Genomic DNA, 17,651 nt, shown 5'->3' with positions numbered 1-17,651 from the left:
GCCCGACATACGAGAATCCTCAATGCAACCACAAATCCTTTCCGCGGTACCATTAACTTCCCTTTCAGGTGTTGGGGCAAAGGTGGCTGAAAAACTAGCCAAGATAGGTTTACATTCAATCCAAGATTTACTGTTTCATTTGCCTTTGCGCTACGAAGATCGTACTCGTGTCTACCCTATCGCCAAATTACATGCCGGATTATTTGTCGCGATTCAAGGTCGAGTGATGAGTTGCGATACTCACTTTGGTCGCAAAAAAATGCTGACCGTCAAAGTGAGTGATGGCAATGGCACCCTGACTTTACGCTTTTTCAATTTCAATGCTGGCATGAAAAACAGCTTTGCCGAAGGTCGCCCGCTCTACGCTTATGGTGAAATCAAACGCGGCAATATGGGGCTTGAGATCATGCACCCTGACTATCACTTTTTAAATGGCAATGATACGCCGCAGTTGGAACAAAGCTTAACGCCGATTTATCCAACGACTGATGGTTTACGCCAAAATACGCTCAAAAGCTTAACCGACCAAGCACTCGAATTATTAGATAGTTCTGCAGTAACTGAATTACTGCCTAGCGGTTTATACGATCATCAAATTACCTTAAACCAAGCGCTGCATACCATTCATCGCCCTTCTCCTAACATTGATATACAACAATTTGAATTGGGTAAGCACCCAGCACAACGACGCTTAATTATTGAAGAATTGCTCGCACAGAATTTATCTATGTTGGATGTGCGTAGTAAAGGGCAACAAGATCCGTCATTACCACTCAACTGCACTGGCCAACTTAAACAGCAACTGCTCGCCACTCTGCCTTTTACGCCAACTAATGCTCAAGCTCGTGTAGTCAGAGAGATTGAAAAAGACTTACAACAGCCACACCCAATGATGCGATTAGTGCAAGGCGATGTTGGCTCCGGTAAAACGCTCGTTGCAGTGTTAGCAGCCACTCACGCATTAGAACAAGGTTATCAAGTCGCATTGATGGCACCAACCGAGTTATTAGCCGAACAACATGCAATTAATTTTGCCCAATGGTTAGAGCCACTCAGTATTTCAGTCGGCTGGTTAGCAGGTAAATTAACAGGAAAAGCCAAACAAACTCAGCTAGGGCGCATTGCCTCTGGTGAAGCAAAGATGATAGTGGGCACTCACGCACTTTTTCAGCAGCATGTGGAATTTAATCATCTAGCGCTAGTGATCATTGATGAACAACACCGCTTTGGTGTTCACCAACGTTTAGAGTTGCGCGAGAAAGGGAAGCGACAAGGTAGTTATCCTCATCAGCTAATCATGACGGCGACGCCAATTCCGCGCACCCTTGCGATGACCGCTTATGCCGATTTGGAAACATCCATTATTGATGAGCTGCCGCCCGGTCGAACGCCGATTCAAACCGTCGCGATTGCTGATACTCGCCGAAACGACATTATCGAACGAGTTCGCATCGCTTGTGCCCAAGAAGGTAAACAAGCATATTGGGTGTGTACTTTAATTGATGAATCCGAAGTATTAGAAGCTCAAGCTGCTGCGGATACCGCAGAAGAATTACAACACCAACTATCTGAACTTAACATTGGTTTGGTGCATGGTCGTATGAAGCCCTCCGAAAAACAGCAAGTGATGCAGCAATTCAAATCCGGTGAATTACATTTATTAGTCGCTACTACCGTGATTGAAGTTGGAGTCGATGTACCTAACGCCAGTTTGATGATCATCGAAAACCCTGAGCGTTTAGGCTTAGCACAACTGCATCAGTTACGTGGTCGAGTAGGACGTGGCTCGGTTGCTAGTTCTTGTGTGCTGCTTTATCACGCGCCACTGTCTAAAACCGCGCAAAAGCGTCTCGGCGTGCTACGTGAAAGTAACGATGGTTTTGTGATAGCCCAGAAAGATCTCGAAATCCGAGGACCCGGCGAAGTACTCGGCACCAAGCAGACTGGCGTAGCGGATTTTAAAATCGCCGATTTACTGCGAGATCAATACCTAATCCCCGAAGTACAACGCATTGCTCGCCACATCCACCAGCAATATCCAAATAATGCCAAAGCGATCGTTGAGCGTTGGTTGGGTGAGCGTAGTGAGTATGTGAAGGCGTAAGAATAAAAGCGGTTTCAAGATCCGAGAGCGCTACGATATAAAGGTTCCTAGGAAGAGCCGTTCAGCGCTCGCTATTGCTTTTACACGTACACGAAACCCACAAAAAAATGTTATTCCTGCCGAGCCTTAGCGAGAGCGGGAATCTAATCACCACGCGCAATAAGCTATGACAAACAGAATGATTCAATACGCTTTTAGTAGATCCCCTATCTTCTTCGCTTAGGCTCATGTAGGGGATGACGACGTACTTACCCCAAGCTCACACGCTTTTACTTTTAATCAAAACACTCAACTCGCCACAATCACTCTGCTCTTTCTTTTCCGAGTCACGAGAAGCAGAGCGCTCTAGATACGAGTAACGAAATAAAGGTTCCTAGTTTCGGTTCCTAGGAAGAGCCGTTCAGCGCTCGCTATTGCTTTTACACGTACACGAAACCCACAAAAAAATGTCATTCCTGCCGAGCCTTAGCGAGAGCGGGAATCTAATCACCACGCGCAATAAGCTATGACAAACAGAATGATTCAATACGCTTTTAGTAGATCCCCTATCTTCTTCGCTTAGGCTCATGTAGGGGATGACGACGTACTTACCCCAAGCTCACACGCTTTTACTTTTAATCAAAACACTCAACTCGCCACAATCACTCTGCTCTTTCTTTTCCGAGTCACGAGAAGTGAAACACCCTAGACTCGATAATCGCTTGCGCGCAAACGTTTGCTTTCTTCATCCAACCTCTTATAATATGCGCAAAATTCTTGACGTATCAGTCAAAAAATATTTGGATTATAAGGAAGATTATGACTGCCCCGCATGCTTCACGACCTACGGAACTGGTGTATCAATTAAATGATCGTCCACCCTTTCCTCAAACCATTTTTGCCGCTCTGCAACACTTACTTGCGATGTTTGTTGCGGTCATCACCCCTTCCCTTATAATTTGCCAATCTTTAGGGGTGCCTGCCGAGCAAACCAATACCATTATCAGCATGTCACTATTTGCTTCGGGTATTTGTTCATTTATACAAATACGCACTATTGGGCCTATTGGTTCTGGTTTGCTTTCCATTCAAGGCACTAGTTTTAACTTTCTCGGACCGATCATCGGCGCTGGCTTATCGTTGAAGGCCGGTGGCGCTTCGATTGAAACTATGATGGCAGCGATTTTCGGCACTATCTTGGTAGCTTCTAGTGCGGAAATCTTCTTATCTCGCATTTTGCAGTACGCACAAAAAATTATTACCCCACTCGTGTCGGGCATTGTAGTGACATTAATTGGTTTAACGCTAATCCAAATCGGCTTAGTCTCAATTGGTGGTGGCTATGGCGCAATGGAAAACAACACCTTCGGCAGTTTGGATAACCTAGCACTTGCTGGCGTAGTATTAGGTTTAATCGTGATTTTAAATCGAGCGAAAAACCCATATTTACGTGTAGCATCCATTGTGATTGCGATGCTTGTCGGCTGCGTTGTAGCTTATTTCATGGGAATGCTTGATCTCAGCCAAACCGCTCATACTGAAGTAGTCGCCTTGCCGATTCCGATGCAATTTGGTCTAGGGTTTGATTGGTCGCTGTTTATTCCTTTAGTGCTAATCTTCCTTATCACCGCACTAGAAGCGATTGGTGATATTACCGCAACGTCAGAAGTTTCAGGCGAGCCAGTTGATGGCCCGGTTTACCTAAAACGTATCAAAGGTGGTGTGTTAGCCGATGGTTTAAACTCTGCCATTGCCGCACTCTTTAACAGCTTCCCTAATTCAACCTTTAGCCAAAACAACGGCATCATAATGTTAACGGGTGTCGCGAGTCGTTACGTGGGTTACTTTATTTCTGGCATGCTGATTATTCTGGGTTTATTTCCGGGCGTAGCAAGTTTTGTACAGTTAATTCCAGAACCAGTACTTGGCGGCGCGACTATCGTGATGTTCGGCACAATTGCCGCAGCTGGGGTTCGTATTATTTCACGTGTTGATTTAGACCGTCGCGCGATTTTAATCATGGCACTGTCGTTCTCGATGGGGCTAGGCATTGCGCAAAAGCCAGAGATTCTGCAATTTATGCCTGAATTTATTAAGAGTATTTTCTCATCAGGTGTGGCTGCAGGTGGGATCACCGCAATTTTACTCAGTATGTTGTTGCCGACAAATAAAGAGGATTAGAAAGTGTAGCTAGATCCGAGTGCGCTCCGCTTCGAGTTACGAGAAGCGAGGCGCACTAGATACGAGTAAGGAAATAAAGGTTCCTAGTTTCTGGTCCCTGGGAAGAGCAGTTCAGCGATCGCTATGCTTTTACACGAACCCCTCAGAAAGCGTCATTCCTGCCGAGCCTTAGCGAGAGCGGGAATCTAATCACCACGCGCAATAAGCTATGACAAACAGAATGATTCAATACGCTTTTAGTAGATCCCCTATCTTCTTCGCTTAGGCTCATGTAGGGGATGACGACGTATCTACCCAGCCACACGCTGTTGCTTTTTACACGCTACTCGAAACACGTCACACGCAACAATCTCCCCGGCTCCCTAGCGCAGCGTCCCCGAAGCTCGGCTCGCGCTTACCCTTCTCTAACCAATCTCTTATCTTTCTTCGCGGTTGGAATACTGATCTGCACTTTCAAACCACCTTGAGTACGGTTGGTGACGACAATTAGGCCTTGATGCTGGCTGACAATACGCTTAACAATCGCAAGCCCTAATCCCGCACCTTCACTGCTACCACGAGCAGTATCCCCCCGGGTGAAAGGTTCAAATAACGATGCGAGTTGGGCTTTATCAATGCCAGGTCCATTATCTTCAACAGTAACCCAAACCAACTTATTATCTGCCGTCATACCGGTAGACACTTTAATCCAGCCATTGCCATAACGTAATGCGTTAACAATTAAGTTAGATACTACACGCTTAAGCGCCACGGCTTCACCTAGAGCATGACGAATCCCTTCAGTAATGGTTAATTCAAAATCGGTACTGTGTTTATCTTGCTCTGCAACCACCACTTCCGAGACAATTTGATTTAAGTTTACCGCTTGGTGATCTTTGGTATGAGCTGGTTTAAGGTAATCCATAAATTGACTAATAATTTCATTACACTCTTCGGTGTCTTTAATCATGCTTTCAGCTAGGTAATCATCTTGCGGTGACATCATTTCGGTGGCTAAACGAATACGTGTTAACGGGGTGCGTAAATCATGGCTAATGCCCGACATTAATAAAGCGCGATCTTCTTCTAGGGCTTGGATACCTTTCGACATTTGGTTAAACGCTTTGGTTACAGCTAAAATTTCTGACGCACCTTTTTCTGGTACCGGATCAGGAATTTCCCCTTTACCCACTTTCTTCGCCGCATCTTCCAATGCCACTAATGGCCTATTTTGCAAACGCATGAAAAACCACATACCAGCAATTAATAACAAGGCAATTAACAGGCTGTTGCGAAACAAAGGTGCAAAATCTTTTTCAGTTAATTCGGTTAGCGGAATACGGATGAGGTGATCGGGCAAAGCATCGACTTTAAGCCATAGAACATAACTTTCAGCACTTAAAACTAACCGAACTTCCGTCGGTGAGCCCACTTCAGCCCCCATTTCTTCACTCAAAAAGTCGATAGCTGAGGCAACCTCAAACTCTTTAGCTTGCGGAGAATCTTTCGGGTAAATTGACACCCCAAGTTCAGCTAGTAGCTCACGACGAAATGGTCGTTCTTGTTCACCTGATTGCTTCAACATATCTTCTTCGTCTAACATCAGCCGAACTTCGTGGGAAAGAATCCGATTAAATTGTTTAAGGCTCGGAAGTAACGCGTAGTTAAACACGATCATATAAGACAAAACTTGGCTAGCGATCAGAAGAACCACTAAGAAAAAAACAGTTTGAGTACGAGAACTGCGAAAGCGAAGCATGGAAAGTACCGATTAAATAAGAAATAGAAAGGTTACTAATAATTAAAAAGAAGTTTGATAGTCATTAGGGTGACTGTCAATCAGTTATCGTTTCTCATGGCTAGGGCGCTTCGCTTGTCGTAGCTAAGATCCATCATAGAGCACATAAAATAAAAGCGCGTTGCTTTGCAGCTCTGCGCTTTTTCGAGTAACGAGCGACGAGGTTCGAGCCCCGTATTACACCTTCTTCCCATCAGGAACAAAGACATAACCTAAGCCCCAAACCGTTTGAATATAACGAGGATGGCTTGGATCTTCTTCTAGCATGCGGCGAAGACGAGAGATTTGTACATCAATCGAACGCTCCATTGCTGAATATTCACGGCCACGTGCCATGTTCATTAACTTGTCACGGGACATTGGTGTACGAGCATGGGTGACCAAAATCTTCAATACCGCAAATTCGCCCGAGGTTAGTGGCATTGGCTCTTCACCGCGGAACATTTCACGAGTACCTAAGTTTAAAGTAAATTCACCAAACTTAACGATTTCTTCATCTGAGCTTGGCGCTCCCGGCGCTTCTACTGATTGGCGACGCAATACTGCACGTAAACGCGCTAGCAACTCACGTGGGTTAAATGGTTTTGGTAAGTAATCATCGGCACCAACTTCTAGACCAACGATACGATCGATTTCATCCCCTTTCGCAGTCAGCATTACAATTGGTAGTTGGTTATTATCTTTGCGTAAACGCTGGCAAATAGATAAGCCATCTTCACCAGGCAACATTAAATCGAGCACCATTAAGTGAAAGTTTTCACGGGTTAATAAACGGTCCATTTGCTCAGCATTGGCAACACTACGTACTTGAAAACCTTGCTCTGATAAATAACGTTCGAGCAATGAACGTAGACGGGCATCGTCATCGACCACTAGAATTTTGTAATTTTCTTGTTGCATTGAATTCTTCCTATTCACTATCACTGGTGATTTTAATCAATATACCCTATACCCAAGTGACTTCAAGATACAGAATTCAGAGCTATCATCTTGAAGTTACTTGGGTATCAATCGGGCTGAACATACACCTAATCGAAACTTTACTCAGAATACTTAAATATAAAGCAAATTGTCTTTAACTAAGTACCAGTTTGTAACAAATGCATACTCTTTTTATGGTTTTTTATAACTAATAGCGTTCACAAACCATGCTTTATCACCATCGGGGGTTTTGACTACGACTTCATCGTCTACTTCTTTTTTCAACAAGGCTCGTGCCATTGGCGAATCAATTGAAATATAGTCTTTTGCATCGCCATAAATTTCTTCCGGCCCCACAATGCGAAATGACTTCACATCCCCAGCTTCGTTTTCAATTTCGACCCAAGCTCCGAAGAAAACCTTTCCTTCTTGTTCAGGAGAATAATCTACTATGGTTACTTCGGGCAGAAACTTGCGTAGGAATCGCACCCGTCGGTCTATTTGACGAAGTAAACGTTTGTTAAAGGTGTAGTCAGCGTTTTCAGAGCGATCACCTAGGCTAGCAGCCCAAGTCACTATCTTAGTGATCTCCGGGCGTTTTTCATGCCACAAATGATCGTGTTCAGCTTTTAGCTTATTATAGCCCTCTCGGGTGATCAGTTTAGTTTTCACATCGATATCCTGAAAAATAACACCAATTAAACGTTAATAGTTTTGATTATACTGCAAAGTCGATTGTTAATTTATCGCCAACTCAAGATTAATCCCTTGCTCCCTAGTCGATTAGCTTGCAGAATCTTAGCCAACAGTAAGCATTATAAAGAGAGACACCATGAGCCAACAGAACCAAATCTGTCAGATCATCGCTCAAGAATTAAATGTTCGCGTTGAACAAGTTCTTGCCACGGTCACCTTAATCGACGATGGCAACACTGTACCTTTTATCGCGCGTTATCGTAAAGAAGTCACTGGCGGCTTAGACGATACTCAACTACGTAATTTAGATAGCCGTTTAAGCTATTTACGTGAACTGGATGACCGCCGCCAAACCATTCTAAAATCGATTCGTGATCAAGATAAGCTAACGCCTGAGCTTGAAAAAGAAATCTTAACGACCGATAGCAAAACCCGCTTAGAAGACCTCTATCTCCCTTACAAACCAAAGCGTCGTACTAAAGGCCAAATCGCTATTGAAGCAGGCCTTGAACCTCTAGCCGATGCACTATGGCAAAACCCGCGACTCGATCCTGAAGTAGAAGCGGCTAAGTACGTTAAAGATTCCATTGCCGATACCAAAACAGCACTGGATGGTGCGCGCGCAATTTTAATGGAACGCATGGCGGAAGATGCTGACCTTCTAGACAAAGTGCGTACTTACTTGCAAAAAAATGCCGAGCTGCAATCTCGTGTGATCACTGGCAAAGAGCAAGAAGGCGAGAAGTTTAAAGACTACTTTGAACATAATGAACTGATCAGCCGAGTACCGTCACACCGCGCCCTCGCCATGTTACGTGGCCGTAATGAAGGCTTCTTACAATTAAGCCTTAATGCTGACCCGGCGCAAGAAGAAAGCGTACGTGGTTCGTATTGTGAAACCATTATTGCTGAACACTACCGCATTCACTTCAGCCCTATTGCTAGTGAGATGGCCCCTGCCGATAACTGGCGCAAACAAGTAATCAGTTGGGCGTGGCGGATTAAGATTTCAATGCACCTTGAAACCGAATTGATGGGCGCAATGAAAGAACGCTCTGAAATCGAAGCGATTGAAGTGTTTGCTACCAACCTAAAAGATTTATTGATGGCAGCTCCCGCTGGCCCTCGCGCGACTCTAGGTTTAGATCCAGGTTTACGTACTGGCTCAAAAATCGCAGTGGTCGATGCCACTGGTAAAGTACTGGCAACGGAAACTATTTATCCACATCAGCCGCATAATAAAATCGAAGCATCGACTAGTACGATTTTGAAATTAGTGAAAGCGCACAATGTCGATTTGATTGCGATTGGTAATGGTACTGCTTCACGTGAAACCGATACTTTGGTTGCCGACATCATCAAGCATCACAACTTAAAAGTGCAAAAAATCATGGTCAGCGAAGCCGGTGCATCGGTGTATTCTGCCTCTGAATTAGCCGCCAAAGAATTCCCCGATATGGATGTATCCCTACGTGGTGCCGTGTCTATTGCTCGTCGCTTGCAAGATCCATTGGCAGAATTAGTGAAGATTGATCCTAAATCGATTGGGGTTGGTCAATATCAACACGATGTCAGCCAGTCAATGCTCGCCAAACGCCTTGATGCGGTAGTAGAAGACTGTGTGAATGCGGTTGGGGTAGATGTCAATATGGCGTCTGCTGCACTGCTGACTCGCGTGGCCGGTTTATCGACGACGATGGCGCAAAACATTGTTGATTATCGTAATGAGCAAGGCCGTTTTGATTCACGTACCGCGCTGAAAAAAGTGCCTCGTTTAGGGCCAAAAGCCTTTGAACAGTGTGCGGGTTTCTTACGTATTATGAACGGTAAAAACCCACTGGATGCTTCATCGGTTCACCCAGAAGCCTACCCTGTCGTCAAGAAAATTGCTGAGCAAACCGGTAAAGCGACCAAAGCATTACTGGGCGATAGCGATTTCTTACGTAATCTACGTGCGACAGATTATACCGATGATACGTTTGGTCTACCGACCGTTACCGACATCATCAAAGAACTAGATAAGCCGGGTCGAGATCCTCGTCCTGAGTTTAAAACCGCAACCTTTGCTGAAGGGGTGAATGAAGTTAAAGATCTGGAAATCGGCATGATTTTGGAAGGTGTGGTATCGAATGTGGCTAACTTTGGTGCCTTTGTTGATATCGGCGTTCACCAGGATGGATTAGTACATATTTCTGCTTTGACCGATCGCTATGTGGCAGACCCACGTGAAGTAGTGAAAGCGGGTGATATCGTGAAAGTTAAAGTCATGGAAGTGGATATTCAGCGTAAACGTATTGCACTCACCATGCGTTTAAACGATCAGCCGGGCGAGCAAAACTCACAACGTAGTGCTAAGACGAATAATGATCGTCGTCAGGCTCCGCGCCAACAAAACCAACGCCAAGCAGAACCGGCTAATGCAGCAATGGGCGGTGCGTTTGCAGCAGCATTTGCTAAAGCGAAAAAGTAGAAAAGAGGTAGCGAATTCAAGTTCCTAGTTTCGAAGAAGAGCGATTTCTCGATCGTTGTTGCTTTTGCACACAACCCGAAACTAGGTACTCATGACTTTTTGTTGCGTTTTACCTGAACGCTGCGCCCGAGTTATGAGAAAGCATGCTCATAACTCGTGCTTCTGGCGCGTTGCTGCTCGTGGCTCGAAAAACCAAAAACACCATTTCCTACAAATAGTTAATAATCTGTTAGCTATGATGCACTGAATATCAATATTCCAGGGTCTAACTTGCAACTATTATTTACGATGCAAAAATGTCACTGCTTTATCTGGAAAATCAGTAAACACACCGTCGACCTTAGCTTTGTTGTAAAAAATATCCAACATATCATTGAAATCTTTCGCATAACTCGGAATACGGCCTTCATCTGCTCGGAAAGTATAAGGGTGAATTTTCAACCCAGCTGTTTTAGCCCGTTCCACCAGAGGCATTACCATGATATTAGAAGGCGTTGATTTTTCATCAATCACCATCGGTTTCCATGGTCCGATACCATCGGCATATTTCGCGACTTTTTGCATTCCATCGGCTTTAAACATCCAGTCATAGCTATAAGGGGTTGATTTGTCACCTTGATATACCATGGTTGTATTCCAGTTGGTATAAGCCATTAACTGAACCAATTTAAGATCCATATTCATTTTTGGCATCAACTCTTTATCAATACGTTTAAGCTCAATTGGATCAAAGGATTGCAAATAAACCTTATCGTTTTTACTGGTGTACCCATAGTGTTTCAACATAACCAGCACCGCCTTGCTGATATCCTTCCCTTCATGGCGATGAAAAGCAGGCGCTTTAATCTCAGGATACAGCCCCACGTTATAGCCTAAAGTTTTATTTAAACCTTGAATCATTTCAATTTCTTCGGCAAAGGTGGGAACAGAAAAGTTAGATTGCCAAATAGGAAAGCGCTCTTGGAATGTGGCTTTAGGGTGACCAGAATTATCCAACACAAAACCTTCGGTTACTTTTAACTGTTTAATTTCCGCCAAAGTGAAATCAATGGCATAATAACGCCCATCTTTTCGAGCACGGTTTGGAAAAATTGTTGCCACATTAGTCACACGATCCAAATAATGGTCATGTAAAACAACCAGTTGGTCATCTTTAGTCATTACTACATCTTGCTCGATATAATCAGGTTTCATTCCATAGGCTAACGCTTTTGCCGGTAAAGTATGTTCAGGTAAATATCCAGAAGCACCACGGTGTGCAATCACGATTTGAGCCGGATCTTTAGCCCAACTAACATTTACTAAACCAATATTCGAAATCACCGCTAAACCCAATAAGCAGGTTCTTTTTTTCATTAACTTTTTTTTCAATAAAAAATGAATTGACAACATTTATTGCTCCTTAAGGCGAATCTGTTAATTGTATTTATCTTGCACATAGTTATTCAAATACGAACAAAAAACACTGTGCTCTTTTAAAGTGACCCCTTAAATAAAGCACAGTGAATTTTTGATGATACATTAATCAATGTGATTAACTTACTTTGAATTTAAGGCTATTTTCACCACGGTATTTACCTTCACCAAAATGCGCCACGATGAAGCAAAGTATAGAAATCACACAGGCTGCGGTTAATACCATGAAGCCGCCATCCCAACCGAAGTGATCGACGGTATAACCGAGAATCGCGTTCGCTGCAACTGCACCACCCAAGTAACCAAATAACCCCGTCAAACCAGCTGCCGTACCTGCCGCTTTTTTAGGCACAAGTTCCAGCGCGTATAAACCAATCAACATGACCGGACCATAGATTAAGAAACCAATAGTGATCAAGGCCAGCATATCGATGGTAGGTTGACCTGGTGGGTTAAACCAATACACAAGCACCGCGATAGTAACAAGTACCATAAATAAGATACCGGCGGGTGCGCGTTTACCTTTAAATAACTTATCGGAAATCCAACCGCACAATAAGGTTCCTGGAATACCAGCCCACTCATAAAGGAAATAAGCCCAAGAAGATTTATCAACCGTAAAGTGCTTTACTTCACCAAGATAAACAGGAGCCCAGTCAAGCACACCATAACGAATTAAATAAACGAAGGCGTTAGCAACAGCAATAATCCAAAGTACAGGATTATTAAATACGAATTGAAAGAAAATTTCTTTGGCTGAAAGCTCTTTTTCATATTCTTGACTGTAATCCTCTGGATAATCATCTTTATATTCTTCAATAGGAGGAAGACCACATGATTGAGGTGTATCGCGCACAGTTAACCAAATAAAGAAAGCAACTAAAATTGCTGCAAAGGCTGGCACATAAAAAGCCGAACGCCAATCATCATTAAATGCCCATAAACCAACTAAAAATAATGGACCAATTAGACCTCCGCCCACATTATGCGCGACATTCCAAACAGAAACGATCTCCCCTCGTTCTTTTTTAGACCACCAGTGCACCATAGTTCGACCACAACCTGGCCACCCCATACCTTGGAACCAGCCATTTAAGAACAACAAAATGAACATGGCAGTAACACTACCTGTTGCCCATGGCATAAAACCAAAACACAGCATAATCAATGATGACATGACCAGACCAACTGATAGGAAATACCTAGGGTTAGAGCGATCCGATACACTCCCCATTAAAAATTTAGATAAACCATAAGCAATAGATACCGCAGAAAGTGCTACGCCTAATTGCCCACGAGTAAACCCTTCTTCAATCAAGTATGGCATTGCCAAACTAAAATTTTTACGTACTAAGTAATATCCCGCATAGCCAAAAAAGATGCCCAAAAAAAGTTGCCAGCGTAAACGAGTATAAGTAGTACTAACTTCACCTTCGCTCAAGCGTTCTATATGCGCTTGAGGCTTAAATATATGAAACATAATGACCCCTGTTATTATTGATTTTATTTCATAACGTATTTTTATATCACTGGATAAATTAAAAGATCAGCAAAGTATTCATATTGAAATACAAGCAATAAAAACCATTCAATCAATATAAAAATAAAATTCACACAAACTAATCATGATCAGGTTTTAAAAAGTCAGATCAAAATTAATTAAAACGTAAGCATAAAAATATTATTATTTTCATGCTTGACGTTTATTTTCCAACATGAATATTAATTTACTCCTGCACCCAACCTTTCGCACATTCAACCGCGCGCTTCCAGCCATCATGACGGCGTTGACGTTTGCCATCATCAGCACATGGTTGGAATGAACGATCGAGCACAGATTTGTGTTTTAACTCATCAATGCTTCCCCAAAATCCAACGGCAAGACCAGCAAGGTAGGCCGCACCTAATGCCGTCACTTCGGTGACCACTGGGCGTTGCACCTCAGTATTTAACACATCCGATTGGAACTGCATTAGGAAGTTATTAGCAACTGCGCCGCCATCAACTTTAAGGAAATCCAACTGAATGCCTGAATCAGCCTGCATCGCTGAAATCACATCTAATGATTGGTAAGCAATACTTTCTAAAGTCGCTCGGATAATGTGATTACGATTCACCCCGCGAGTTAAGCCAACAATTGCGCCACGTGCATACGGGTCCCAGTGTGGCGCACCTAGTCCAGTAAATGCTGGTACTACATAAGCACCGTTAGAGGTTTCTACTTTCGTGGCGAAGTATTCGGTATCCGCAGCATCAGTAATTAAACGTAATTCATCACGCAACCATTGAATTGAAGCTCCTCCCATAAAGACTGCGCCTTCCAATGCGTAACTCACTTCACCTTTAGGGCCACATGCCAGCGTAGTCAAAAGCCCATTTTGTGAGGTCACTTTTTTCTCACCGGTATTCATTAATAAGAAGCAACCTGTACCGTAGGTGTTTTTGGCTTGACCTGCTTCAACACACATCTGACCAAATAATGCCGCTTGCTGATCGCCTGCAATCCCTGCGATTGGAATACGGGTACCGCCTTTACCACCAATATTAGTTTGCGCGTAAACTTCTGAAGAAGACTTCACTTCTGGCATCATGGATTTAGGAATGCCCATCGCATCAAGCAGCTTATCATCCCATTCAAGTGTATTAATGTTAAATAACATTGTACGACTAGCGTTCGTTGGGTCGGTCACGTGAGTACGACCTTGAGTCATATTCCAAATCAGCCATGAATCAACGGTACCGAAAGCAAGTTCACCATTTTCAGCTTGCTGACGAGCACCTTCTACATTATCAAGAATCCATTTTACTTTGGTTCCAGAGAAATATGGGTCAACTACTAGGCCTGTATTTTCTAGAATGTACTCTTCAAGACCGGCTTTTTTTAGCTCTTCACAAATACTCGCAGTGCGGCGGCATTGCCACACAATTGCATTGTAAACTGGTTTACCTGTTTTACGATTCCATACAATCGTGGTTTCACGTTGGTTAGTGATACCAAGCCCGGCGATTTCATCAGAATGCAAACCACCTTTGGCTAATGCTTCAACTAGAGTTGAACTTTGCGATGCCCAAATCTCTAAAGGATCGTGCTCTACCCAACCAGCTTGAGGATAAATTTGAGTAAATTCACGTTGCGCACTACAAACGATATTAGCATCACGGTCGAGTACGACAGCGCGAGAGCTTGTAGTGCCTTGATCTAAAGCGACGATGTATTTCTTTTCCATGTTATTTCCCTACTTTATTCGTTTTATTATTGTGATAATTAAATATTCTTTGGTACTTGAGGTGACTGTTCTGCGGGAACATTAACCTCTTGTGGATCATTATTCAGGTAAAAACCGATTACTTTTGGATACAACCAACCACCAAATGAAGCCCCAAAAATCGGTGCAAGAATTGGTACAATAAAGTACGGAATATCTTTACCACCGGTTAACGCCATATCGCCCCATCCGGCTAAATAAGCGAAAAACTTCGGCCCAAAATCACGTGCAGGGTTCATTGCAAAACCAGTCAATGGTCCCAAAGAACCGCCTATTACCGCAATCAATAGACCGATTAATAACGGAGTCATCGCACCATTAGGAGCACCATTGCGATCATCAACTAAAGCAAGAATTGCGAACATTAATACGGCAGTGATGACAAACTCCACAGCAAAAGCGCCACTAAAACTAAGTAAAGGATTGGGATAAGTCGAAAAGATACCCGCCAACGCCAAACTCTCTTGTGAACCACGCACCATATTGTGTGTCAGTTCATAATTGATAAATAAATTGCCATATAAGCCATACACTAATGCTGCAGCACTGAATGCACCTAGTAATTGTGACCCAATATAAGGCACCACTTTACGCTTATCAAAACCGTGGAATAAAGCGAGCGCGATTGTCACCGCCGGATTAATATGTGCACCAGACACACCACCTGTGCAGTAAATCGCTATCGCAACCCCTATCCCCCAAATAATACTAATTTCCCATTGGCCAAAGCTTGCCCCAGTTAACACTAAAGCAGCAACACACCCGACTCCGAAAAATATCAGTAGGCCAGTACCGATAAATTCCGACAAACATTCCCCGAGCAATTGTTTTTTATTATTTGTAGACATACTGACGACCCATTCTTATTTTTAGTAAAGCTAGTTATTGGAAGAATTCGTTGCTAAACCTACAATATGTTTCATTTATGTAAACAAACAATCACCATAAATGTGCGTACGCTCATACTTTTAATTATTCGAACACAAACGAATGGAGGTGAATTTCATAAATCAATAATTAAAATCAGTAACATATCGATGAAAAATAATAAAAAACAAATAAATCAATAAGAGAAAATCATATAAAATCTATAAAATACAATTAGATAAAACAAAATTCACCTAAACTTACTACAAAAAATTTAAAAATAGCTCTGGACAGAAATTTTATTTTCGGTAGATTAAACAAAAATGCTCGAACGAACATTTAATCGCTAAATTCGAACAGAGGTTAAGATGAACAAGCCAGAAAATGTAAATACAGTGTTAGATATCATTGTTGTCGGTGGTGGGATCAACGGCGCAGGAATCGCTGCCGATGCGGCAGGTAGAAACTTAAAAGTTGGTCTTTATGAGTCGAGTGACTTTGCTTCTGCTACGTCATCAGCCAGTTCGAAATTAATCCATGGCGGCTTACGCTACCTAGAGCATTATGAGTTTCGTTTGGTATCTGAGTCACTCGCAGAACGTGAAGTATTACTGAAAAAAGCGCCTCATATTGCCAAGCCGATGCGTTTCCGTTTGCCACATCGCCCATTTTTACGCCCGGCTTGGATGATTAGAGCGGGTCTATTTCTCTATGATCATCTAGGCAAGCGTACAACGTTAAAAGGCAGCCATGGTGTTGATTTTCGCTCGACCAATGTTTTAAAAGAAGAAATGGTCAAAGGCTTTGAATATTCAGATTGCTGGGTCGATGATGCGCGTTTAGTGCTACTCAATATTCAACAAGCTGAGCAACATGGCGCAGAAATTAAGAACTATTGCCATGTCGAAAAAGCCGAGCGAGTAGGCGACTTGTGGCATGTTACCTTATTGGACAAACGAACTAACACTCGCTTTACACGCCAATCTCACGCGTTAGTGAATGCCACAGGACCTTGGGTTCGTAGCTTCATCACCGATAATATGGATGCTCAATCACCTTACGGTATTCGCTTGATCAAAGGTTCACACATTATCGTACCGAAAATCCACAATGAGGAACAAGCCTACATTCTACAAAACGATGATCAGCGCATTGTGTTTGTCATTCCTTATCTTGAGGACTATTCATTGATTGGCACTACCGATGTCGAATATAAAGGTGATCCACGCCAAGTAGCGATTGATGAACAAGAAATTAACTACCTAATCGAAGTGGTCAATAAACACTTTATTCATCAAATATCGCCAGATGATGTGGTTTCTACATACAGCGGTGTTCGTCCATTATGTGATGATGAATCGGATTCACCGCAAGCCATTACTCGCGACTACACCTTGTCTCTTGAACAAGAAGGTGAAGAAGCGCCACTACTGTCAATTTTTGGCGGTAAGTTAACCACTTATCGTAAACTGGCAGAGTCAGCGATGAAGCAACTGTCTCCTTTCTTCCCACAAATGGGCAATAGTTGGACAGCAGAATCAGTATTACCAGGCGGTCAAGGTTATGATGAGAACTTGCTTACCATGAAACTGCGTCAGCAATGCCCTTGGATGAAGGATAAAACTTTACGCCGCTACTGCCATCAATATGGTGTTCAGGCTCGAGAAATGCTGAAAGGTATTAATTCGGAATCGGAAATGGGGCAACACTTTGGCCAAGGGGTTTATCAATATGAAATTGATTATTTACTTGAGCATGAATATGCCTATACCGCTGAAGATATTTTATGGCGTCGAACTAAATTGGGTGTAGTGTTATCTCAAGTTGAGCAAGCGTTAGTCAATGACTATATTGAACAAAAAACTCAACAACGTACGTCTCATGAAACAGATGACAAAAAGCTCGATTGCGCACAAAAGATGGGATAGTTATAACATTTTGAACATTACTTGAGTGTATGCGATCGGATAAATT

General features: G+C 43.0%; 11 protein-coding genes. 4 read left to right on the top strand and 7 right to left on the bottom strand.

Translation table 11 applies throughout. The annotated features are described in order from the left end of the window. Positions 1-22: 22 nt before the first annotated feature. A complete protein-coding gene (gene recG / locus ACE3G9_RS07715) occupies positions 23-2,104 on the top strand; it encodes an ATP-dependent DNA helicase RecG (RefSeq protein WP_449218833.1) in 2,082 nt (693 codons plus the stop codon). Between the two features lie 798 nt (positions 2,105-2,902). Further along, on the top strand, positions 2,903-4,264 hold the full coding sequence (locus tag ACE3G9_RS07710) for a uracil-xanthine permease family protein (protein ID WP_417879613.1): 1,362 nt from the start codon (positions 2,903-2,905) through the stop codon (positions 4,262-4,264). Between the two features lie 394 nt (positions 4,265-4,658). On the opposite strand, the gene envZ is transcribed toward ACE3G9_RS07710, so the two are convergent. The 3 genes from envZ to greB all read right to left on the bottom strand — a co-directional run bounded on the left by envZ (position 4,659) and on the right by greB (position 7,634). Beyond that, a complete protein-coding gene (gene envZ / locus ACE3G9_RS07705) occupies positions 4,659-6,002 on the bottom strand; it encodes a two-component system sensor histidine kinase EnvZ (protein ID WP_417879612.1) in 1,344 nt (447 codons plus the stop codon). Between the two features lie 216 nt (positions 6,003-6,218). After that, positions 6,219-6,941 (bottom strand): osmolarity response regulator transcription factor OmpR, encoded by a 723-nt coding sequence (ompR, locus tag ACE3G9_RS07700; RefSeq protein WP_089124664.1) that lies wholly within the window; start codon positions 6,939-6,941, stop codon positions 6,219-6,221. A gap of 213 nt (positions 6,942-7,154) precedes the next feature. Then, the gene (gene greB, locus ACE3G9_RS07695) at positions 7,155-7,634 is read right to left on the bottom strand and encodes a transcription elongation factor GreB (RefSeq protein WP_417879611.1); all 480 of its coding nucleotides are present in this window, start codon (positions 7,632-7,634) and stop codon (positions 7,155-7,157) included. 160 nt (positions 7,635-7,794) lie between these two features. Between greB and ACE3G9_RS07690 the strand changes: the two genes are divergently transcribed. Continuing rightward, entirely contained in the window at positions 7,795-10,128 is a 2,334-nt protein-coding gene (locus tag ACE3G9_RS07690) for a Tex family protein (protein WP_449218832.1), read from the top strand. Between the two features lie 279 nt (positions 10,129-10,407). Here ACE3G9_RS07690 and glpQ read toward each other — a convergent pair whose 3' ends face one another. From glpQ to ACE3G9_RS07670, 4 genes are all read right to left on the bottom strand, one after another. Then, positions 10,408-11,520: a glycerophosphodiester phosphodiesterase gene (glpQ, locus tag ACE3G9_RS07685; RefSeq protein ID WP_417879609.1), complete on the bottom strand. Its 1,113-nt coding sequence runs from the start codon at positions 11,518-11,520 to the stop codon at positions 10,408-10,410. 142 nt (positions 11,521-11,662) lie between these two features. Further along, entirely contained in the window at positions 11,663-13,024 is a 1,362-nt protein-coding gene (gene glpT / locus ACE3G9_RS07680) for a glycerol-3-phosphate transporter (protein ID WP_417879608.1), read from the bottom strand. A 247-nt stretch (positions 13,025-13,271) separates the two neighbouring features. Beyond that, positions 13,272-14,771 (bottom strand): glycerol kinase GlpK, encoded by a 1,500-nt coding sequence (gene glpK, locus ACE3G9_RS07675; RefSeq protein ID WP_417879607.1) that lies wholly within the window; start codon positions 14,769-14,771, stop codon positions 13,272-13,274. A gap of 38 nt (positions 14,772-14,809) precedes the next feature. Continuing rightward, complete coding sequence (locus ACE3G9_RS07670) at positions 14,810-15,658, bottom strand: MIP/aquaporin family protein (protein ID WP_417879606.1); 849 nt, start codon at positions 15,656-15,658, stop codon at positions 14,810-14,812. A 387-nt stretch (positions 15,659-16,045) separates the two neighbouring features. On the opposite strand from ACE3G9_RS07670, the gene glpD reads away from it, so the two are divergent. Beyond that, entirely contained in the window at positions 16,046-17,605 is a 1,560-nt protein-coding gene (gene glpD / locus ACE3G9_RS07665) for a glycerol-3-phosphate dehydrogenase (RefSeq protein ID WP_449218831.1), read from the top strand. Positions 17,606-17,651 lie beyond the last annotated feature (46 nt).

It is taken from the genome of Vibrio sp. E150_018 (genome assembly GCF_053544035.1).
This window is presented reverse-complemented; position numbering and strand designations above follow the sequence as displayed.